Source organism: Limosilactobacillus antri DSM 16041 (assembly GCF_000160835.1).
GTDB classification, from domain to species: domain Bacteria; phylum Bacillota; class Bacilli; order Lactobacillales; family Lactobacillaceae; genus Limosilactobacillus; species Limosilactobacillus antri.
In genome coordinates this window covers 347775-369543 of record NZ_GG700732.1, presented here as the reverse complement: position 1 = coordinate 369543, position 21769 = coordinate 347775, and the positions used below count along the sequence as shown (strand labels likewise).

Below are 21769 nucleotides of genomic sequence, written 5' to 3'. Positions count from 1 at the left end.
GTTTTCTCACCAGCCTCTTGCTAGTTCTTAACTATTATAAAGATAACGTGGAAAACCTACAGGCTAACTTCGTGTCGTAACCACAAGGCTAGTGTCTAGCTACGAACGATAGCCGACCCGTGCCGTGTCAACTATCGTCCTAGGCTAGTCATACGCCTTGTCAAGGAGGTTATTTTCCACTCACTTTTTTAAAGTTATTGAGAGAACGGACCAAATTCCGCTTTGTCTCATTCGTTTTTGTTAATACTATCGGCATAGTTCCGGGCATTTTGCAATTCGTAGACGACCCAGGTTTCAATCAGGGTGATCACACAAATAACGAGGAACGTATACACGTCAGGCAGGACGAAGAGGAGGAGCAGGAAAATCCACGAGATCCAACTCCATTGGTTCTCAATCTTGATAATTCGTGCTACCCGTTTCGTCGGTTGGGCCCGGCCGGACCGATAAAAGATGTCCCGAACCTGCATAAACAAGCGGACCTCGACAACGCTTTCAATTAGGAAAATCGCGGTTAGTGCAATCAGAAAGAAATTTTCCATCAATTTCACCCCATTCCATTATTATAATTAGCCTAAACATCATTCTACCCGTTTCACTGCTGTTCAGCAAACCTAATCCGGGTAGGTTGCGATTGGTTCACTTAGCCATTTGCGTAAGTGCGGTCGTAGTGCTGTGGCGAGCATGAACCAGCTGGCTGCCAAGAGCAGGCCTGCGGTGACGTCGCTAGCATAGTGGACCCGCAAGTAGACCCGGCTATCCATGATTGCCAGAATGATTATGGCGGCTAGTAAAGCTAATAGCCAGCGCTCCCAACGGTGCTGGAGGTGTGGCCAGAGCAGGGCCACCACCGTCAGGACAAAGACAGTCATGCCAAAGGTGTGGCCGCTGGGGAAACTGTAACCGCCAATGCTGACCAGCTGGTGGGACGGCCGGGGGCGGAGGACCGCATGTTTAACCGCGAAGAGTAGCAAGCCGCCAATAAAATTGACCGCCCCGTACCACATGCTATCACCAATCCGCTGGCGCCACCATAAATAAAGCATTAGGGCAATCGTAGCGCCACCGAGGACGGCTGGTTCACCTAGCGTGGTCAGCCCTCGTAGGAATGCTGTTTTGGCGGGGGTGGCAGGTTGGGTGAGTTGATAGCCGAATGTATCGTAGCTTTTGAGCCAAGCACGGCCGTGCAAGTAGGCAAGCATGAAAATCAAGAAGCCTAGCCAGCAGACACTGCCGCCGATTAGTAGTCGTTTACTATTTGTCATTGTAATTCTCCTTCGTCCTTATTCTACCAGATTTCTCCCGTAGCCCGGCGAAAAGGCTTGGGATTTTGCCGAAGCATGATAAAATGATAAGCGATTGATAGAAAGGTGGTAATTAGAGGGATGGAAGAGAAAAGCAGTGGTTGGGGGCTGGCGGTGACGACAATCATCTTAGGAACTATTGTCGGTACCAGCTCGCTTCTCCTAAGCGTGCTGCTGGATTTGACCGAGCACGTTTTCCTCCACTTTCGGGAAAGTAACCTGGTGCCGGTCGACATCAGCGCGGGGCCTGGGCGGCGGTTCTTGTCGGTCTTGGTTGGGGGGATTATCGCGGCTGTTATTTGGTACTTTCTCCAGCGCAAGTACCACCCAGTTAGCATTGCGAAGGCTTTGGAAGGCAAGACGATGCCGTTAGGGAAAACGTTCGTCCACGTCTGCACCCAGATTTTCTTCGTGGGAACGGGAAATTCGATTGGACGCGAACTGGCGCCACGGGAAGCCGGGGCGGCCATTGCGCAGAAGTGGACCCGGGCTACTCACCGCTACCCCTGGCTTTACTTAAACCGCGAAGACCAAAAGATGCTGATTGCTGCCGCGGCGGGTGCGGGGTTCGCCGGGGTCTATATCGCCCCGATTACTGGAGCGGTCTTTTGCATCGAACTGCTCTACAAGAAGGTTAACACCCGGGTGGTGGCGGTCAGTCTGACCATGTCAGTGATTGCGACCTTGATTGGGTCGATTGTTAAGGGCTATGAACCATACTACCTGGTGGGGAGCCAGCACTATGGCCTCCAACTCCTTCCCCTGGTAATAATCCTAGGAATCCTCAATGGGGCCGCCGGAACGTTCTTTAAGGCGGGCGTCAAGCTGGCAAGCAAGCACCGGGCAGTCACGAAAAACGTCCTGGTCCAGCTCCCCCTGTTAGCGGTGCTAGCCGGGGGCGTTGCCAGCTTCTATCCCCAGGTGATGGGAAATGGCCGGGGGCTGGCCCAGCTGGCGATGAGCGCGAATACCAGCCGTCAGGCGTTACTGCTCCTACTCTTTGGGCTGGTTGCGAAGGTCGTGATTACCCTCGGGACCATTAAGTGCGGGGGTTATGGTGGAATCCTAACGCCTTCCATTGCTGCCGGGGCGGTGATTGGGGTCTTTGCCGGGGTCGTTTATACCGCTCTGGTTCCCGGTATTACCCTGGCTCAGACGGCGGTTCTCGGTGCTGCCTGCTTTTTAGCGGCGTCCCAGCAGGCGCCCTTGATGGCAATGTTCATGTTATTCGAAGTTTGCCACTTGGACTATACCGCACTGCTGCCGCTGGCCCTAGGGGTGGCGTTGGCTATCAGCACAAGTAAGGCCCTCCAAAAACGATTTACCTATTGAGAAAAGGCGGAATTATTGCTACCATTAATAGTGGTAGAGTGATTGCCTACCGGAAGAGACGCGGGTGCGAGCCCGAGTCTCTTTTTTGTCTAAGTAAGCAGCAACAAGGTATAATATAAAGAAGAGACACGGGTGTCACATTAACGGGGGTTCCATTATGGAATATAGAGAACTGCTGGCTCGGTTGGCGGAGTTCTTTAACACGTGGAATAGACGCCACGTTCTCGCTGGCCAGGTCAATCGCCTGCAAATCAAAATGCATGAACAGACAATCAACTACGTCTTTAACGGACAGGTTCTGTGTACGATTGAAGTTGTCGCTGATCAGGAACTGCGTAATTCGTTGAACATTAACCCGCTCCTGGCAGAGAAGCGGTTGCTATTAAGCATTTTGGAAACAACCAGTAGCCTAGCGACTAGTCCGGATTTGCAACAAATTACGGACAGTCGGGAGCGAGAAGAGGTTGTTGTGCTCCTCCTGCGCCTTTACCACGCTTTGGAAATGGACATAATCAAATCTTTTCCAGAGGTGCGGGCGCTCTTTAACCGTAAGTATTTTCGCAAGCAAGGCCGGACCGCGACGGAACGAATCAGGCTAATGGAGTCAATCGAACAGTTCCGTGATGACCTTGACAGGTATTTTTACCGCTGGTCAGGCGCGGGCCCGGATGGCGCGGTAGTTGCAGATTATTTGGCGACGATGTCGGTTGCGGAATTGTGCGTATTGCTCAATGTGACAATTATCGTTACGGGTGAGCAAAGCCGGTGGCCAAATGTAACGACTGCAGCCCGGATTGTGACTAAACTAGCATTTCCACTGAAAAAGTAAAGATTGATTGAATGAAACGGCTGTTTTTCCCGTAATGACGGGGAGAATAGCCGTTTTTTGCTTTTTACTAATGATTTGATAAGGACAAAAAAAATTTCCATATTTGTTCGGTTAACTTATAACGAAAAATATAAAATAAACACGATTGTCAAAATATCTGGGTGAGAGTAAATCCATTCACCTGATAAGTCCAAAACGTTCCCTGAAATTAGACGCATTTGACTGATTTGACTAGGAAATGGTCAATCCATATAATTATTGACGTTTCACAATTTTTGAAGGGAAGATTAGGAATGGTTTCTAGAAATAATCAGTGGTACAAGCTCCAACAGGGAATGGAGCAGGTGCCGCACTTTGGTATTCGAAAGCTAACGGTTGGCGTATCGTCAGTATTGCTCGGCTTGTCATTTATGGGGATAAACATGACAACCGTCCATGCCGATACCGTCACGCCAGCGATGACCAGTGCCAGCCAGGTGGCCGCCCAGGGAACGACCACCACGGCAAATACCGGGGAGAAAGCAAATCCAGAAACTGCACAGAGTACGGATGAAAGCGCAAAACAACACCTATCTGACACTATTAAGCAAGCCCAAGAAGCAGGTGTGAATGTTACAAAGTCAGGGACTAAGGTGATTAATGGTACTAATGCCAATGATGCCGAGAATCAAGCCGCCTTAGACTATCAGGGTCAAAACGAACAAGTAAAGAAAGCTTTTGACGAGCAGCAAAAGGCCAATACACAAAGTCAGGATGAGTACAATAAAGCCTTGGAAGCATATAAACAGGCTCTTAAAGACAAAGGCTATCCTGTAAAAGATGGGGCTTTAACAGGAAACGACATTCAACAGAATTTAATTTTTGGTGATGAGCCTAACGTTGTGGTAAACGGAACCGTGACGGATAATCGTTTGATGATTGAAACCGGAAATGACATTAATTACAAGCACCCGACGTTTCCAAGTCAGGGAAATTATCATGAAATTGTGTTTAAGGATGGTAATAGTACAGCGGTTGAAGGGGAACTGGGAGAATTTACATTTACCAATCTTCAAAATTCATACTACGAAGGGAGAAAGATTAGTAAAGTTGTAGTCTCGTTTTCCAATCTAGAACGTGATGGCCTGACTGATAGCCATTTCGGCAAACATTGTGTCGTTATTTATGATAATTTGACTAAGGGGTTAGAGTTTGCCGGAACGTCAATTGATGTTACTTATCGTTTTTATGATGAGAATGGACAATTAATTACGTTAAACTCAAAAGATTCATATATTGTTCCCGCATCGCTAAATAATCATGGGAATGATAAAGGAAGCCAAAAGGGTGTCAACATTGAAAGTGTTGAGTTGCTTTCTGATGGTAAAGCTGAACAATTGTTGGGTTCGTCTGTAGCTGTTGATGGTAATAATGAATACTCTAACCATTTTAATGACGGTGACTGGGATCAATCAGTGACCGATGACCCGCATGGAAAACGGACGTATGGTTCAGGACTTTTTAACGTTTCTGGAAACCATGTAACTCTGCGGTTTTATACTCAGATAAGCCCTGATGTTGCAGCCAGTTTGAATAAGCTGACACCAGATGAGTGGAATAATGGAAGTATGTGGGCAATCGTGCAAACAGTGATTCCAACTTACGATGACCCAGTGCCACCCGTAAAAAAGAACTCCAATGCTAAAGTTGCCTACCATGATGTTGAGTTGCATGTTAACGGTAGTCAGCATGTAACAGTTAATATGCCAAATGGGAAAACTACCACTACCCCGGTTGATCAGTCGTATCAATTCACCAAAAGCGCTAATGGTTGGGGTGGCGAACATCGTTTTGAAGATTTCACGTTAACGACCATTCCGGGTTATCACGTTGATTCGGTTATTGTTAATGGGAAGCGGGCAGATGACCAGGTTAAGAATAATATTTTAGCTGGTCAAAGTGTGACTGCAGATAACCCAAACGCTAATATTGTGGTTAACTATGCCGCCGATAATCAAACGACTAACATTGTTTATGAAGACAAAAATGGCAATATTATTAAAAAAGATATGGTCAACGGTAAAACCGATGAGACGGTTAATACGGATTCCTCTGTTCCCGATGGTTGGAAGCTAATTCCTGGGCAGACAATCCCCAGCAAAGTTACTTTTACGGGCGATAAGACACCTGATACTATCGTAAATATCGAACATGTCACTGTTCATGTTGACCATGACCAACCAAAGCAGCCGGGAGCGCTTATTCCGGGGACTAAGGATAAGCATTTTCCTAGTGGCGTAAAACAAAACGACTTAAACAGTACCGTTACCCGGACAGTCAAAGTTACGGACCCATATAAGGGTACATCAACTATTAAGCAAACTGTTACCTTTACTCGGGACGCAACCGTAGATGCTGTTACCGGCGAGGTTAAGTATCAACCGTGGTCTGAAAATGGTAACCATACCTTCAGTAAAGTTGATATTCCGGTCGTTCCCGGTTATACGCCGAGCCAATCAAATGTTGATTCGTTGACCGTTAAGCCGGGTGATAGTGACTCTACCATCACGATCACCTACACGCCAAATAATTATACCGGCAAGATTTCCTACATCGACGACCAGGGTCACGAGCAATCGGCAACGGCCTTGGCAGGTCACACGGACCAAACTATCGACATTGATACTGACAGCGTCCCGGCTGGCTGGGTCAAAGAAGATGGACAGAACCTGCCGAAGAAGATGACGGTTACTGATCAGGGGATTGCCACGGTCTATGTTCACATCAAGCATGGCAAAGTCGTTGTTAACCCTGACCAACCGAAGACGCCCCAGGACAAATTACCGGATAACCCTAGCCAGGGCTACCCAACTGGCGTCGATTCTGACAGTTTGAACAAGACCATCACCCGGACCATTGAGGTGCTTGATCCTCATACCGGCAAGACAACCACAACGCAAACTGTCCACCTGACCCGGCAGGCAACGGTCGACGAGGTGACTGGACAGGTCACTTATGGTAATTGGACGACTGGAGAATGGGATGAATTTGCCGTTCCTGCCGTTGCGGGCTACACACCAAGCGAAAGCACGGTTGCCGGTCAAACGGTTACCGACCAGACCAACGACACCACCGTCACGATCACTTATACAGCAAACGACCAGCGGACTAACATCATTTACCGGGACAAGGATGGTAACACCATCAAGACGGATACCGTCAACGGGAAGACCGACCAGACTGTCAAGATAAACTCCACCGTTCCAGCTGGTTGGGAGGTCGTGACAGGCGAAAAGCCGGCGCCGAGTGAAATCACCTTTACTGGTGACCACACTCCGGACACCATTGTTACCGTCCAGCACAAGCACGACATCGTCAACCCTGGGGATGATCAGCCAACTGGACCGCTACCGGGTGACAAGGACAGAGATTATCCGCAACTAGAAGAGCTGACCAAGAACGTCCACTTCACAGTACGGATTACTGATCCGCGGACCGGAGAGGTGACGACGAAGGATCAAGAAGCCGATTACGTTCGCCAGGCGGACATTGATGAGGTTACCGGGGATGTTACTTACAGTGACTGGAAGCCGGCCGCGGCGGAAGCTAGTGCTGACGCGGACACCCCGCAGGCCCAGTCCTTCGCTGACGTGGTTGTGCCGACCATTCAGGGCTATACGGCCCACTCCCGCCGGAGCTATGTTGCTAGTGAACTGCGGTCCTTCGCTGCTCAAACTGACGATGAGCCTGCCGACGCTGACCTGGTCGTCAATCCTGACGGCTCCGTCAAGGTCAAGGGTGATAACAACGTTACCGCGGGCACGCCGAACCGCCTGGTAGAAGTGAATTACACGGCCAACCCCCAGAGCGGAAAGATTATCTACGTTGGCCCGAACGGTAACCCGATTGCCGAAATACCGATCCAGGGGGTTACTGACCAGACGATTCCGTTCACGCCGCAAATTCCAGCGGGTTACGAACTCGTGCCGGGTCAGACTATCCCAACTGAAATTACCTTTAATGGCGATGGTCAGCCGGTGGTCGTCAAAGTTGAAATTGAAAAGATTCCAACGCGTAATAATCGAGGTGGTAACGGCCAGTCTAACGACGGTTACTACAATGGGACGCGTCTGGAAAACGACGGTAGCCAGGCGAACGTTAACACTGCTGGTCAATACCAGGCTAATGACCAGCAGTTGCCACAAACTGGGGACGAAAATTCCAGTGCCTTAGTTGGATTGGGCCTGATGGGGATTACCCTCGGCATGTTCGGCCTCAAGAAAAAGGAAGATAACTAATTTAGCCTAAATTCACTGCTCACTCTTCTCCCCCCCCAATTACGTGAGTGGGCAGGAAGCTAAAGGGCCGGTTCCATAAACGGAACCGGCCCTTTTCCTCTGGGCTTAGTTGACATAATGACAGTTACGATTGAGAACCAGCCGTCAACATCTGGTGGACAGTCTGAGAAATGTCGTCACTCTGGAAAACCATTGAAATCACCGCGGCACCCGCAACGCCAGTTGCAAGGGTTGCCGCAATGTTGTCGGCAGTAATGCCGCCGATAGCAACGACCGGCTGCTCACTGAGGCGGTTGAGCAGTGCAAGCTGCTTTAGGCCTAGCGCCGGATCCGCGTCCGCCTTTGACTGGGTGGGGAAGACCGGGCCAGCACCGACATAATCGACGGCTGCCAGCTGGTTGGCTTTTTCAATTTGCGCTGGCCGATTGCAGGAGTAACCAATCATCAATTTCCCTTGGGCCCGCTGGATGACCTGCTCAATCCGCTGATCCTTTTGGCCGACGTGAACCCCGTCAGCGCCGACCGCTAACGCCAGCTCCTCATCGTCATCGATGAAGAAAGGGACCTGGTAGTGCCGGGTTAGTTCCCGGAGTTGCTGAGCCAGTTTTAATCGCTGATCGGCCGAAAGGTTAGAAGAGCCCTTTTCCCGGTACTGGAAGGCTGTTATCCCGGCCTGGAGCGCTTCTTCGGTCTTGGTCAATAGTTCTGCTGGGTCGTGGTGGGTATCCTGGCTACCACCGACCAGGTAGGCGCGGAGCATGGTTGGGTCAAATTTCATCCTGGTCACCGCCGATCTGGGCCCAGTGGTTGAGGGGACCGTGTCCATGGCCGACGTTGATCCCATCTTTGATTGTGGCCTCCACATAGGCTTTTCCGATTCGAATCGCCTTTTCCATTGACTTTCCCTTGGCAAGCTCCGCCGTAATGCAAGCGGAGATGGTGTCGCCAGTGCCGTGAGTATTATGGGTTGGGATCCGCTTGGCGGTCAGCCAAAAGTTATGGCCGTTTTCAAGCAGGACAAAGTCGTTGGCTTCATCCGCGCTAGCAAAGTGCCCCCCCTTGACGAGGACGTTCTTGGCCCCCATTCCCTGGAGGAGTTTGCCCGCCGTGATCATGTCGGCTTCCGTTTGAATTTTCATCCCCGTTAGTTCTTCAGCCTCGGGCAGGTTGGGGGTGACTAGACTGGCGAGGGGGAGCAGCTGGTCGCGAACGGTAGCGATGGCGTCATCGCTAAGCAGCTTGGCGCCGCCCTTGGCAATCATTACGGGATCGACTGTAACGGGGCCAAAGTCATACTTTTGCAGGTTCTTGACCACCGCCATGACCCTGGTTGGATCGGCCAGCATCCCGGTCTTACAAGCCCTAATTTTTAGGTCGGCCGCTAGGGAGGCACACTGCTCGTCAATCAGCTGGGGCGGCATTGGCAGGGCGTCCTGGACTCCCAGGGTGTTTTGGGCGGTCACCGCCACCACCACCATCGTTGCGAAGACGCCCCGCTCCTGCATGGTCTTAAAGTCAGCGGCGATCCCGGCCCCGCCACCGCTGTCAGTTCCTGCAATGGTCAGTGCTTGGGGGAAATCGTTAGTCATCTTGCTCATCCTTTCTATGCTAAATCTTCGTCGGTAATCATCGTCAGTTCATCAAGGAAGTGTTCTTGCCAGCTGCCAAGCCCGTGGGTGCCCTTGGTGGCGTTCTTTCCAGCAGTTGTTACGAGCCGGCAACCGAGCCAGCCGGCGGTCACGGGATCTGCTCCCTGGCCGAGGAGGGCGGCAATGATGCTGGACAGGATATCGCCAGAACCGACGTTGGTGGCGAGCCACTCGGTTCCCCGGTCGTTGTGCCGCGTTGCCTGACCGTTAGTAATCACGTCGACTGGCCCGGAAAGGACGACCGTGGTCTGGTAACGGTTAGCACACCGTTGGGCAAGGGTAACTAGGTCGCCATCACCGGAGCCCGCATCAATGCCGTGACCGTTCCAGTCAACTCCCGCCAGGCTGGCAATTTCGCCCGCGTTTCCCCGGATCACTGTGAACCGGTGATTGGTCAGCAGGTCGTGGTTGATTTGCTGACGAAAGGCGGTGGCTCCGCAGGCAACTGGGTCAAGGACCAGGGGCTTATGGAGACGGTTAGCCGCCCTTGCTACGGCAGTAAGCTCTTTGCAAAGCTCGGCCGTCGGTGTACCGAGGTTCAGGGTAACCGCGTGGGCTGCTGCTACCAGGTCAGCTGCCTCTTCTGGTGCTGCTGACATAATTGGGGAGGCCCCAATCGCGCTGAGGGCGTCAGCGACTTTCCCGCTGGTGACGGTGTTAGCGACGGTGAACGTAATCGGGTGGTGTTGGCGAACGGCTGCAATTAGATGATTCTCCATTAAAGTTCCTCCTAAATAAAAAAAGTGGCCAGGATACACTGAACCCGGCCACAACTGGCATTTACGCACATTTTCCTTCGCAAGTATCAACTTGACAGGTTCTAGAGTCCACGACTGTGGTCGTATCTCAGTCCGGCAAACGGACACCCCTAATGTATGATTGATTTAATTATGTCCATTGTACAATGAAAACTTCAGCAAGGCTAGTTAATATAATTTTCGATAGCGCGATAACCCTGGGGCAGAGCACATTAAGCTGAAACTTTTGTTAGATAACTGAAAGTCAGCCATTTCAGGGGAAGTTATTACTATAATTAGCAATGATTATGCAAAGGGAGGTTTTGAAATGCAGGAACTAATGATTATCGATTGGTGGTGGGGCCAGTGAAATTTTGTCCAAATTGTGGAGCCAAACGGCGGCCCGGTAGCCGCATTTGTGCCAAGTGCGGCTACCAGTTTAAGAATTATAAACCGGCACCCGCAGCTAAAAAGAGCGGCAAGAAGAAAGCTATGGCAATTGTTATTGCAGTGATTGCAGTGTGCGGCTTGACGTTTGCCTTTATAAAGCACCATCAGGATAGTAGCAACCCAGCAATTGCAACGTCTTCTTCGTCACAGAGTACCGGCAATTCGGATACGGATAGTAGCGCAACTCCAAGCGCTAACACGAGTGCCACCGCCAAGCTTTCTCCGGGTGAGTCACCGAAACTGGATGCGGCCAGCGTGATTGAATATGCTCGTACTACTGGCTTAGCCGGTTGGAGCAGTTTGTCGGGTACGGACTTCGTTGTTGGGATTGGGAAGGCCGCCGGGGACCCGACGCTTGGCAAACTCAGTGATGAGGGGCAGGGGACCGCCTATAAGGTTGCTGCTGCTAGTCAAACCGGACCCACACCACTGGTTTACACCCTTGATAGTGACGGGACGGTCAATATTTACCGGATTAGCGGTGATGCTAGTGCCGGTGTGACGCCGCTCAAGCGGATTCCTAAGACCGCGATTGCCAACTACCTTAACCAGCATGGGGACGCTGACAAAGTTCGCCAGATTGGGATTAAGCTTGAAGAGTAACCCCAAATGGGGCAGTGAACTTGCTAAGTTAGCTCACTGCCCCATTTTAGTTTACATAATTACGGATACGCGAATTACTCGAATTTAAAATTCTGCACTACTTTATCCAAGTCTTCCTGCTCAATCCCGAGGTAGTGCCGGGTGTTGCGTTCGGAAGAGTGGTTGAAGAGCTGGGAAATAATTTCGACGTTGACCCCCTTCTTGTAAAGCTGACGGCCAAAGGTTTTGCGGAAGGAGTGGGTGCCCAGTTTAGCGGCCAGCTGTGGATTGTCGGTTTTGCGTGCCATCCGCTGCAGCATCTCATAGAAGCCATGGACGGAGAAGTGACCATCCTGGTTGCCGGGGAAGAGGTAGTCGTTTTCGTCATGGTAGTCGAGGTCGTTGAGATAGTTGATGATTTCGGCCAGGCAGTTATTCCAAAAAAGGGTCTTAGCCTTACCGGTTTTCTGCTCAATCACCCGGGTCTTGGTCTTGTTGAGAACGTGGCCAACGCGGAGGGTGACGACATCAGAGGCGCGTAGTCCATTGTTAAGGGCAATCGCAATCATCAAGAGATTGCGGTTGACTAGCTCTGGTCGGGATGCTGCCTTAATAGTGGCCCGGAGCTGGTCGTATTCAGCGAGGGTCAAAAATTTGACGTTTTCTACCCAGATTTTTCGACGGCCCTTAACTTGGCCATTGGTTTTGTTTTTTGGAATATATTCCCGTTTTTTAGTTGACATAATCTCATATCCTTTGATTACTTTTCAAGGTAGGCAACCATTTGGGGAAGATACTCTTCGCACTCCTTCTTCCCCCGTTCGTAGAGCTTGCGAATCTTCCTGACGTTTCCCTCAACCCGTTTGATTTTGATCGGCTTCTTCGGCACGATGTCAAAAATTTTCCCATCGTTAGCCAGCCGGTTCAGTTCGGTGATTTGCCGGTTATAAACCAGGGGCCGGTTAATCCCGGCTTCAGCAAACTGCGGATAGTCCTTGTAAAAACGGTGGTAAAGTTCCTTGACCGCCCGGCTGGATGGTTTCTTGCGGTACTTAGCATCTCGGGTGCGGACAACCACAATCTTGTCGAAACCCTGCTGCTGAGCAATGTCGTAGGGAATCGAATCGGCAATGCCGCCGTCTAGGCAGAGACCCTGACTGGTTTCCTGGGGATCGGACAAAAAGGGCATTGACGAGGAGGCCTTGAGCGCCTGATTGAGTTCTTCACCGGTGGGGTCGGTAAAGAGGACCGCTTTTCCGGTATTCAGGGACGTGGCAACGGCGGTAAAGTGCGCTGCTGAACGTCTGTAGGCCTGCTCATCGAAATTCCGCCAGGAGTAGCCGTGGTCCTCAAAGAGGTAGTCCAGGTTGATAATCTTTTTCTTGAATACCCGGGCCATGGAAATGTACTTCCGGTCATGCCGGTAGTTAATATTGATGCTGGCTGCGCGACCATACTGCTTAGCAACGAAGTTAACTCCGTTGAGCGACCCGGCAGATACCCCGATGACGCTGCGAAATTCGATGTGGTGGGCGAGGAAGGTGTCGGCAATCCCGGCCGTGTATTGCCCGCGAAAGGCGCCACCTTCAAGAACAAGTGCTGCATTGTATAACATTCTTCTCTAAGTCTCCTTTTTTGACGTTAAAAGCGGTCATTTAACGTAAGCCTGTTTTTCAATAAAATTATACAACAGTCTTACACAAAATGTTACCCATTTAAAAGCCTATGATAACGGTATTTGTCGCCCGCTAAAGTAAGACTCTTTTATCAAAAGAGTCTTACTAAACGTCAAAAGCAGCGTAAATCAATCAAATTTGGCTAATTAGCTCTCAGACGTTCTGAAATTGTTGTTGATAGGTAAGTCATCGCTAAGAGTGCCTGAGGGCAAAATAAAAAGCACCACAGAAAATGCTGTGATGCCAACAGTCAACTATTTCTTTTCCTTGCTGATTTCGTCTAATGCTTCCCGCTGCTGGGTCACGCCAACGTGTGTATAAAGGTCGGTTGCCGACGTTCCCTTCTGACCGAGCTGCTGGGCAACCAAAACCTGGTCCTTGGTGACTTCGTACATTTCCGACGCAAGGGTGTGGCGGAGCTTATGCGGGGTGAGGGGGTGGCCAAAGGCAGTGGAGTATTTCTTGACCATCCGCTCGATGGCATTAGCGGTCATCCGCCGGGTTTCGCCATGGTAGACCGTCAAGAAACAAGCGGTATCTTTCTTTAGTGCGTGGTAACGCTGGGCCCGGATTGCCAGGTAATCCCGTAAGTATTGGATTGACCAGGGAGCAATCGGCACCGAGTCGCGCTGGCCACCCTTCCGCACGACGTCGAGCAATCCCTGGTTGATGTTGAGGTCGCCGAGGTTAACGTTGGCCGCCTCGGAAACCCGCACTCCCGTTCCCAAAATTAAGGCGATGATCGCGATGTCCCGTTCCCGGTTGACTTTAAAGGCGGGGAGGGCGCGCTTATCACACTTGTGCGGGTACTCATTTTGGATGAAGTTGATGAAGTCAAACTTCATTTGTCCCCGGTACATGTGTGAGGACAAGGTGTGGGCCCGGTAGTTTAGGGTCTGGGTATCATTCAATGAATCAATTTTCAGCATGACGTTGCGGTAGAAATAGGGTTCCCCATCGTTGATGTCGGCGGTAACCGTCAGGTACTTGAATAAGGAGCGCAGGGCGTTGATCGACCGGTTAATGGAGGTCGGCGAATTTAGCCGCCCCTGGGCATTCTGGGTATGCTTGAGGTGGTCGATGTAGAGCATGATATCGTTCCGCCGGAGCTTTTCCAAAGTCTTGGTAGAAATACTGTCGTTGTCCGGGGCGTCCGTCAAGCCGCTTAACCGGAGCCAGTCAAAGAAGCGCCGAATTTCGGTTAGGTACTGGTAGGTCGTTGTGACGGCGTGGTTGGTACCAAGGTAGTATTCGTTGACGTAGTCCGGCAGCTTTGCCAGTTCGGATTGAATCAGGGTTAGGTATTTATCTGCTTCCATTATTCCACTCCTCAAGAAAGTCATAGTCTTATTATAAAACGAAATTAGCGAAAAAGTGTACAATAGAACTGATACCAAAAGGAGGAGAAATTATGAGTATTGAAAAAGATCGCGCCTTCGCGGAAGTCTTGCGGCAGTTATCGACCGCAGAACTATTAGACCGTTACTACCAGCAGACTCCGGAACTGACGGATAAAGTTTTAACTAACAAAGTAGATAGTGAGCAGTTGGCAGAGGGGCCGCTTACCATTAATGGTGTCCGGATGAACGAACAGGATGCCCGCGACTACCTGATTATGCAGCTGGTCAAGCGCAGTCACAAGGAGCAGGAGTAGATGAAGGCCCTCTCTTTACATCCCCAAAACGCGGCGGCAGTGGCTTGGGGCGACAAGCTGGTTGAATACCGAACTTGGCAGACCAATTACCGGGGGCCGCTCCTGATCTGCGCTAGTGCCAAACGTCAAGCAGGCTTTCTTGCCGGTTACGCCCTCTGCGTAATGAATTTGGAGGGAATCTACCATTTCCCGGATGGCAGCTACGGTTGGCGCTTTTCACCATTTCCGACTGGGCGGTCCTACCACATCGAGCCGGTGCCGGTGAAGGGCCGCCAACGCTTGTTTAACGTTGACGACGCCCTGATCCGTCCAGTAGACTGGGAGCGTCAGGGGCAGGTCGACGAGGAGCGGGCTGAGCAGTGGTTCGATAAGGTTTACCGGCCGTTAATTCAATCGTAGGTAGAGAAAAGGGAGCTTGACGAAAGCCATTAATGACTTTCATCAAGCTCCCTTTTGAGTAGTCGGGAAAACAGGATTCGAACCTGCGACCCCCTGGTCCCAAACCAGGTGCTCTACCAAGCTGAGCTATTTCCCGAAAGTTACTTGTCCGTTAACGAACATTTATTATTTTACCAATCTCGTTAGCGTTCGTAAAGCACTTTTGGTGATTTTCTAAAAAATTAGCTTACTGACGAGATAATTTACCATGTCGAAATTATGTAAACTAAAATTATACAATAGAAATTGATAAGGGGAAGCGTACAAATTTGAGCGCTTCCCCTTATCAATTAGTTACTTTAGCGTGTAGAAATATCCATAACTTGCAATCAACCTATGGTTCCGTAACGGTCTTATTTTCAACCTTGTTGTTCTTAGGGTTAAAGTAGGTTAAGTGGGACTTGCGCGCCTGACTCTTTTTGGCATCACTGATGCTGTAATCATTCCCGTAGAGGGCGCCTTCCCAGCCACCGTACATTGGGCATGGCAAAATGATGTACTTGCTGCCGAATTGGTTGGCGTTCTTCATTACGTCGTTATAGCGGCCCTTAACGGAGGCACTTTGGGGATCGTTAAAGTCGGTAAGGCTATCCCCAAAGAACATAATGACGTTGTTATTTTGCTCAATGGCCTGCCGCCGGCTTTCCTTGGTCTTGTCGTTCTTGCCCTTGAGCATAATGTGGTCGTCAGTTGCCTGGGGCAGCCCCTGGTCAGCTAAATTTTTCTTGGTTGCCTTTAGCTGGTTGGCGGCCCGGTCACTGACGTAGTAAATTTGGACACCGTTCTGGTTAGCGTAGTTCAGAAAATCCTTGGCACCAGGAACCGGCTTTGCTTCGGCGGCGTTGACCCAGGCGTTCCAGTGGTTAGGAAACTGTTCATCATGCAGAGCGTTGTATGCCTGGTACGGCGAATTATCAAGCACTGTTTCGTCAATGTCTAAAATAATTGCTCGGGGTTGGGCACTCGGCTGGGCCAAACTCTGGTCGAGGTTTTGCCGGGCAACGTTATACCCCTGTAAATAGAGTGCTTTACATTCTGCCGATGTCTGGTACCAGGCAACCGCCATCGTATTCTGATTGCCAATATCGGATTTCGCAGCGGTAACGGTGGTTGCTCCACCAAAGCTGAAGACGCTGAGCATCATTAACGTTGCTGCCCCGGCCTCCATCGTCATTTTTTTCAACTTGTTCATATAGTTACACCCTCTCAATAAAACGATAATTCTACACATTTTAGATTATAGCAATCGCTTACAGGAAAGGGAACACTGGATTTGTAGCGGGGCAGAAAATTGATTCCGAGGCGCAAACGGTATACAGCTATGTGGCCAGCCAGTTAATTTATCCCTGCTCCGCGGTGCAGTCGTCGCCGTGAGAAATCAGCCATGATTACAGCGAAAAACGCCCCGCACCAGCTTGTTAGCCGGTTGGGGACGTATTTTGCTTACTTGTGGGATCGATAACGCCAGATAATGGTAATGCCAGCGGCTAACGCAAGCCAGACCAGACCGGCCAAGCTAATTTTCGCACCGGCAGCCAGTCCGGAGGTTTGATAGTTAAAGCTGATCCGGTGGTGGCCCTGGGGGAGCCAGACGCCGAGGAAGGCTTGGTTGGTGCGGACCGTTTTTGCCTGCTGCCCGTCAACTTTTACCGTCCAACCGGTTGAGTAGGGGATTGAAGAAGTCAAAACCCCGGCTCGCGGCGTGGTAATTGTCCCGCTGACCTGGTTGCGCTTGAACTGCAGGTTGGTCAGGGCGTGCTGTTGGATGGTCCGGACCTGCTGGTCGTAATGACTGTCGAGTTTTTCGGCTACCACCTGGTAGTCAAGCTGGTAGGTCCCCAGCTTGGATGGTTGGAAGGTCAGCGTTTGGGGCAGCCCGCCCTGGTAATAGCCGATGTTTAAGGTCGAGTTAGTAACCTTCTTAAACAGGGAGAGGACGTTCTGCTTCGCCTGGACCACGCTGGCGGTCCCAAACTTACTCGTGTAGTTCAACTTAAAGCTGATGTCCGGTGCGCCATTGAGGACGTGGTAGCGCCAGTATTGGTACTTGGTGAAGCGCTGGTTAATAACGCTGCCGGGATTTAAGGCCATTTGCCGGAGGTGTTCCTGATCGTATTTGATCTGTTCTTTCATACTAAAGGGTGTGTACTTAATCTTGGAGAACTCAATGTGCAGTTCCGTTTGTTTGAGCCGTTTGGCAAACTTCTTATTCTCTAGTTCAGGGAATTGCAGCTGGTAGCTTTCGTCGCTGTCGGTGTATTTGAGGTGGTGCGGGTTAACCCGGTTGAGCCGGTTAGAGACCAGGACGCTCTTGAGCGGGTAAACCTGGTTGTGGAGGTTAGCCGGCTGCATCCCCTTAGTCGAACCGTCGACTAGTACCCCTGCCGCGAGGGCCCGTTCCTTGGCGGTCGGTGACAAGGTCCGGTAGCGCTTGGCACTGATGTAGTCACCCTGCCAATAGAGCAGTGGGAAGGCTTGCTCGCTCCGGTAGCGGATTGTCTGGGTCGGCACGAAGGGTTCCTTACCCTTTTGAATGGTCTGGGGGCTCGGCTGACCATGATCGTAGTTGATGACCGGGGCGGTGGCCTTATCCATAAAGTAGCCGGCGGGGATCTTGGTTGCGTTCTTTCCGTCGCTCTGTACAAAGAGGTACTTAACACCGAAGAAGTTGTTCATCACGCTCCGGTCGTCGGCCTGGCGGATTGGGATGTTTGCCTGGTACTGGTTGTTCTGCAGGCTGGTGTTAAACTGCCCCAGGTACTTATTTTGCAGTGAGTAGTAGGAGTCGATGTTATTGAGCCCGGAGGTAAGGTCATTGTCGAGGTTGGGCCCCAGGTCATCAGCACTCCCGTTGCTATTGATAATCTGGTTCTGACTGACGGTCGAAACCCGGTAGAATGGCTTTCCCGTCAATCCCTGGTCGAGTCCACCGTAACGGTTGGCGGTGATTGCCTGGTACTCACCCCGGCTCAGCATATCCGCGGTAAAGTTTCCCTTGTAGGGGAAAGCGGAGTAAACCGCGTTAAAACCCGCGTTAAGGATAACCAAGGCGAGCAGCCAGCGGTCGGGGGTCTGGGGGCGGTGCAGGTTAATCATCCACAGGACCAGTAATGAAGTGATGAGGAAGAGCACCGGCATGAAGATATCGTCGTTATTCTCAAAAAAGAAGGTGGCGATTAAGACCAGCAGGTAGATGCCGGTGGCCCAGCTGAGGATCCAGAGGTCGTGATGGCTCAGTTGGGCCGCGTGTTCGACCAGGATGCAGACCGCCATTGCCAGCGGTAAGTAGATTAAGAGGGTCCAACGGTTGGAGGCCGACATCATCCCGTTAAAGAAGGCCCCGACGGCGGGGATGAGCAGCATCACTAGGGCTAAGGCCAGACTAATCGTCAGCAGCGGGTACTGCTTGGGCCGGCTGTAAAGGTAAACCAGTGCCAGAAAGCCGATGGAGACGATCCCCAAGGCAGTCCAATACATAAAGGACCACTGGCCCCCGTTAATCAGCTGCTTGGGCAGAAACAGGTAGTAGTAGAGCGGGTAGGTTTTGAGCCCATTGGCAAATTCAGAGCCGGTCCGGGTGGAATTCATGACCGCAATCAGCTCCGGGACCAGCATGACTGCGGAAACTAAGATGCTGCTAGCTGCTGCGAAAAGGAGCTTGGCAAGCGTCTGCCAATAGTTCAGTTTTGTCCGGTAATGTGTGAGCACGCGCAGGATCAGGTAGAGGGCGGCGCCGATTCCCAGGACAAAGGCGAAGTAATAATTGCTGATCAGCATCCAGGTAAAGGCGCCGACCAGTGGCCAGGCACTGCCACCCTTTAGTACCCGTTCCAACTGCACCACCATTAGCGGGAAGAGGATGAAGGGGGTCGTGAAGAAGGGCTGAGCAATGCAGGCGTACAGGAGGAAGGCATTGACCATGTACGTCACCGCCCCTGCTAAAATAACGTTATCACGGAAGCGGAAGTGCTGGGCAAAGTATACGAAGGCCAAGCCGACGCAGTACAGGCGGATCACCGTGATGACCTGGTAGGCGAGAGTCATTTTGGCGGCTGGAAAGAGGAGGGCCAGGTAGGCGAAGACGTCCCCAATTGTATAGTAGGAATAAACTTGAAAGGTATCAGTACCCAAGCCCATCTTCCAGGACCAATACTGAAACTGCCCCGGGTGGTGGAAAAAGTGGATTAGGGCGGCCCGGTAGTTTGCCATTAGCGGCAGGTGCTGGTTGAGGGCATCCTTGCTGAGGATAAAGGTATGGCCGGTCAGCAGGTAGGTACCAAAAATACAGACTGCCAAAAGCGCAAAAACAACCGTATATTTGAAGTATAGCTGTTTTAACGGCCGGCGGGTAAAGGTGAAATTCATTGTTTAACTTCCCATCCTAACTTAATCAAATATCCTTATTTTAGCATTATGTCCGGCCCGTTGCGAATTTGTTTCAGGACGAGTTCCCGAACCAAATTGACAGGGAATTGGGAACGAACTAGAATGAGAAATCAAAGCAAATCAAGGAGATGAGGTCATGACAGAGCAAGTACAAGGCCGCTTCCGTGAAGTCACCACTAATAAGCAAGACCTGGCCCAGTTAGAGGCTATTATGCGGGAAACGTTTACGGACACCTTTGGCGGTGAGCAATCAGCAGCTGATTTAAGCGCTTTCTTAGATAAAAATTATAATCCGCCAGTGTTGAAACGTGAATTAGCGGATACCAATTCCCAGACCTTCTTTTACGAGGTCGATGGCCAGCCAGCAGCGTATTTAAAGGTTAACTGGGCAACGGCGCAGACTGAGCAGCAATTTGATAACGCACTGGAAATTCAGCGGATTTATGTCCGGAAACCATTCCAAAAGCTGCATATTGGCGGCGTTTTGATGCGGCGCGCATTAGAAATTGCTCAGCAGCAAAATCGCGATCAAGTCTGGCTTGGCGTCTATGAACATAATTTAAACGCCCAAGGATTTTACCAGCACTTTGGTTTTCAACGTGTCGATCAGCATATGTTTATGGTGGGCACGGATCCGCAGACGGATTTCCTGTTGGCAAAAAAGTTGTAATAAGTTAATTTAACGTGCGTAATTATGGCTAATCAGCGAGGATGGCAAAGCACGAAACAGCGACGTCTTCAGGGGCTTTCCTGAATCAGTAGCACTAAAACTATAATTTTAATGACAGGTTGACTTTTGAATTGACGACTACCCTGTTTTTACATTCAAACTAAAAAGTCAGCAATTGTAATTAAAACGATTGCTGACTTTTACTTTGTTTTGCCATGATCGAAGGATTAACTAATGACCTCATCAGCATAATGGGCAAAATGGACCTGATGGACGTTGGCAACTTTAAGTTTACGCCAACTGCTGGTTAGGATTGGCTTGTGGTAAAGTGCTACCTGGTCTAGGGGGTACAAGTCACCGACAAATGCTTCGCCATCATCTAAGACAATGGAGATTGAATCCGCACTATGGCCAGGTGTACTCAGGATGGTTCCGTTAATTCCGCAGTGGTGCAAAAAGGTCCTACTGTTTGCTAGTTTTACGAGCTTAATCGCCTGGTCATTGATCGGTCGGAAAAATTGATTATGCTCCTTTTCAAAGACGTAGTCACTGTGGTGAAGATAAGCTCGTTGGCAGTCCAGAACGACTAAGCGAATTCCTAAAGCCATGAGGTCTGCTGCCAAGCCCATATGGTCGGGATGGTAGTGCGTGACTAGCAGGTAGTCGATCGCTTGTACCGTCAGCCGCCGTTGACCTAGTTCATGAAAAAAACGCGGGAGAGTTCCTGCCCAGTCCGTATCTAGCAAGATCTTCTTTGTTCCCTGAAAGAGGTAGCAAGCCGTATTGCCATATTTTAAGCGGATTACTTCAGTCATTTGCTGCAATCCCCCCTTATCAATAATTATGTAAAAAAGCCCAGCTGGACATGTGCCGCTGGGCTGCTGTGGTATTAATTCTAGTGGAACTGCATCCCACCGTCGACTTCAAGGGTTTGTCCGGTGATATAGTCAGAATCAGGACCAGCCAGGAAGGCAACGGCATTGGCAACGTCCTCTGGTTCGGAGAGCCGCTTCAGGGCGATGTCCTTAGCAAAGGTCTGCATTCCCCATTCGTCACTCTTGCCAGCGTTTTGACCAACCTTGTGGGCGATGTCGTACATCATTGGCGTCTTGACGATTCCTGGAGCAAAGGCGTTTACCGTCGTTCCTTCTTCTGCCAGTTCACGAGCCACAACCTGGGTGATTCCCCGGATGGCAAACTTAGAGCTGGAGTAGACGGTCAGGTTCGGGTTACCAACTACCCCAGCTTGGGAAGTGGCGTTGATGATCTTGCCTGGGTGGCCCAGCTTCTTGAACATATCGTGGGCAGCCTGGATTCCCCAGATGGTGCCGTAGACGTTAATCGTGTAAACATAGTCCAGGTCATCCTTCGTAACGGTGTCGATAGGTGTCGTTGGGGCCACCCCAGCGTTATTAACCATTACGTTAAAATCACCGTACTTATCAGCGGTTTTTTGCACCGCAGCAAAAACTTCTTCCCGCTTGGAAACGTCGGCGACTACTGGGAAGGCTTCCCCGCCGTTCTTCTTGATCTCGTCAGCAACTTCCTGCAGTTTGTCCATGTGCCGAGCAACCAGCGCAACTGAGAAGCCGCCCTTAGCCAGCCGCTTGGCGATCGCTTCACCAATTCCCTGACCAGCACCGGTAACTAACGCTACTTTATTTGCCATAATCAATTCTCCTTCTATTATGTTTACTATTTCACTAACTTTGGTAATTATACCCTTTCCGGCGAATGAATGTCAATGTGTAAATGTTTGATTCCCACTACTGGCTAGTGGACGTG

General features: G+C 50.6%; 19 protein-coding genes, 1 tRNA gene and 1 riboswitch. Of the genes, 7 read left to right on the top strand and 13 right to left on the bottom strand.

Annotated elements, in window-relative coordinates:
* Window positions 1-227: 227 nt before the first annotated feature.
* The gene (locus HMPREF0494_RS01750; RefSeq protein ID WP_007123194.1) at window positions 228-542 is read right to left on the bottom strand and encodes a hypothetical protein; all 315 of its coding nucleotides are present in this window, start codon (window positions 540-542) and stop codon (window positions 228-230) included.
* Window positions 543-614: 72 nt separating this feature from the next.
* Entirely contained in the window at window positions 615-1265 is a 651-nt protein-coding gene (locus HMPREF0494_RS01745) for a phosphatase PAP2 family protein (RefSeq protein ID WP_007123193.1), read from the bottom strand.
* Window positions 1266-1385: 120 nt separating this feature from the next.
* Between HMPREF0494_RS01745 and HMPREF0494_RS01740 the strand changes: the two genes are divergently transcribed.
* From HMPREF0494_RS01740 to HMPREF0494_RS01730, 3 genes are all read left to right on the top strand, one after another.
* Entirely contained in the window at window positions 1386-2636 is a 1251-nt protein-coding gene (locus tag HMPREF0494_RS01740; protein WP_007123192.1) for a chloride channel protein, read from the top strand.
* 157 nt (window positions 2637-2793) lie between these two features.
* Entirely contained in the window at window positions 2794-3465 is a 672-nt protein-coding gene (locus tag HMPREF0494_RS01735) for a hypothetical protein (RefSeq protein ID WP_007123191.1), read from the top strand.
* Window positions 3466-3758: 293 nt separating this feature from the next.
* On the top strand, window positions 3759-7742 hold the full coding sequence (locus tag HMPREF0494_RS01730) for a mucin-binding protein (protein ID WP_007123190.1): 3984 nt from the start codon (window positions 3759-3761) through the stop codon (window positions 7740-7742).
* Between the two features lie 124 nt (window positions 7743-7866).
* Here the strand turns inward: HMPREF0494_RS01730 and thiE are convergent, their stop codons facing one another.
* Genes thiE through thiM form a run of 3 tightly spaced genes read right to left on the bottom strand, consistent with a single transcriptional unit; the run spans window position 7867 to window position 10110 of the window.
* Entirely contained in the window at window positions 7867-8520 is a 654-nt protein-coding gene (gene thiE, locus HMPREF0494_RS01725) for a thiamine phosphate synthase (RefSeq protein ID WP_007123189.1), read from the bottom strand.
* A complete protein-coding gene (gene thiD / locus HMPREF0494_RS01720; protein WP_040458654.1) occupies window positions 8510-9331 on the bottom strand; it encodes a bifunctional hydroxymethylpyrimidine kinase/phosphomethylpyrimidine kinase in 822 nt (273 codons plus the stop codon). The genes thiE and thiD overlap by 11 nt, the downstream gene beginning before the upstream one ends.
* Window positions 9332-9345: 14 nt before the next feature.
* Window positions 9346-10110: a hydroxyethylthiazole kinase gene (gene thiM / locus HMPREF0494_RS01715; protein WP_007123187.1), complete on the bottom strand. Its 765-nt coding sequence runs from the start codon at window positions 10108-10110 to the stop codon at window positions 9346-9348.
* Between the two features lie 55 nt (window positions 10111-10165).
* A riboswitch (TPP riboswitch) is annotated at window positions 10166-10271 on the bottom strand.
* A gap of 223 nt (window positions 10272-10494) precedes the next feature.
* On the opposite strand from thiM, the gene HMPREF0494_RS01710 reads away from it, so the two are divergent.
* Entirely contained in the window at window positions 10495-11181 is a 687-nt protein-coding gene (locus HMPREF0494_RS01710; protein WP_040458653.1) for a zinc ribbon domain-containing protein, read from the top strand.
* Between the two features lie 74 nt (window positions 11182-11255).
* Here the strand turns inward: HMPREF0494_RS01710 and HMPREF0494_RS01705 are convergent, their stop codons facing one another.
* The 3 genes from HMPREF0494_RS01705 to xerS form a co-directional block, all read right to left on the bottom strand.
* Entirely contained in the window at window positions 11256-11903 is a 648-nt protein-coding gene (locus HMPREF0494_RS01705) for a site-specific integrase (protein ID WP_007123185.1), read from the bottom strand.
* A 17-nt stretch (window positions 11904-11920) separates the two neighbouring features.
* A complete protein-coding gene (locus HMPREF0494_RS01700; protein WP_007123184.1) occupies window positions 11921-12775 on the bottom strand; it encodes a patatin-like phospholipase family protein in 855 nt (284 codons plus the stop codon).
* Between the two features lie 315 nt (window positions 12776-13090).
* Window positions 13091-14155: a tyrosine recombinase XerS gene (xerS, locus tag HMPREF0494_RS01695; RefSeq protein ID WP_040458652.1), complete on the bottom strand. Its 1065-nt coding sequence runs from the start codon at window positions 14153-14155 to the stop codon at window positions 13091-13093.
* A gap of 92 nt (window positions 14156-14247) precedes the next feature.
* On the opposite strand from xerS, the gene HMPREF0494_RS01690 reads away from it, so the two are divergent.
* Complete coding sequence (locus HMPREF0494_RS01690) at window positions 14248-14490, top strand: hypothetical protein (protein ID WP_007123182.1); 243 nt, start codon at window positions 14248-14250, stop codon at window positions 14488-14490.
* Window positions 14491-14889: an ASCH domain-containing protein gene (locus tag HMPREF0494_RS01685; protein WP_007123181.1), complete on the top strand. Its 399-nt coding sequence runs from the start codon at window positions 14491-14493 to the stop codon at window positions 14887-14889.
* 62 nt (window positions 14890-14951) lie between these two features.
* Here HMPREF0494_RS01685 and HMPREF0494_RS01680 read toward each other — a convergent pair.
* The 3 genes from HMPREF0494_RS01680 to HMPREF0494_RS01670 form a co-directional block, all read right to left on the bottom strand.
* Window positions 14952-15025: transfer RNA gene (locus tag HMPREF0494_RS01680), tRNA-Pro, on the bottom strand.
* 237 nt (window positions 15026-15262) lie between these two features.
* A complete protein-coding gene (locus HMPREF0494_RS01675) occupies window positions 15263-16120 on the bottom strand; it encodes a 5'-nucleotidase, lipoprotein e(P4) family (RefSeq protein ID WP_007123180.1) in 858 nt (285 codons plus the stop codon).
* Window positions 16121-16371: 251 nt separating this feature from the next.
* Entirely contained in the window at window positions 16372-19293 is a 2922-nt protein-coding gene (locus HMPREF0494_RS01670; RefSeq protein WP_007123179.1) for a YfhO family protein, read from the bottom strand.
* A gap of 157 nt (window positions 19294-19450) precedes the next feature.
* On the opposite strand from HMPREF0494_RS01670, the gene HMPREF0494_RS01665 reads away from it, so the two are divergent.
* Window positions 19451-19984 (top strand): GNAT family N-acetyltransferase, encoded by a 534-nt coding sequence (locus tag HMPREF0494_RS01665; RefSeq protein ID WP_007123178.1) that lies wholly within the window; start codon window positions 19451-19453, stop codon window positions 19982-19984.
* Between the two features lie 227 nt (window positions 19985-20211).
* Here HMPREF0494_RS01665 and HMPREF0494_RS01660 read toward each other — a convergent pair whose 3' ends face one another.
* On the bottom strand, window positions 20212-20799 hold the full coding sequence (locus HMPREF0494_RS01660) for an MBL fold metallo-hydrolase (protein WP_007123177.1): 588 nt from the start codon (window positions 20797-20799) through the stop codon (window positions 20212-20214).
* 80 nt (window positions 20800-20879) lie between these two features.
* Complete coding sequence (locus HMPREF0494_RS01655) at window positions 20880-21653, bottom strand: (S)-acetoin forming diacetyl reductase (protein WP_007123176.1); 774 nt, start codon at window positions 21651-21653, stop codon at window positions 20880-20882.
* Between the last annotated feature and the right edge of the window lie 116 nt (window positions 21654-21769).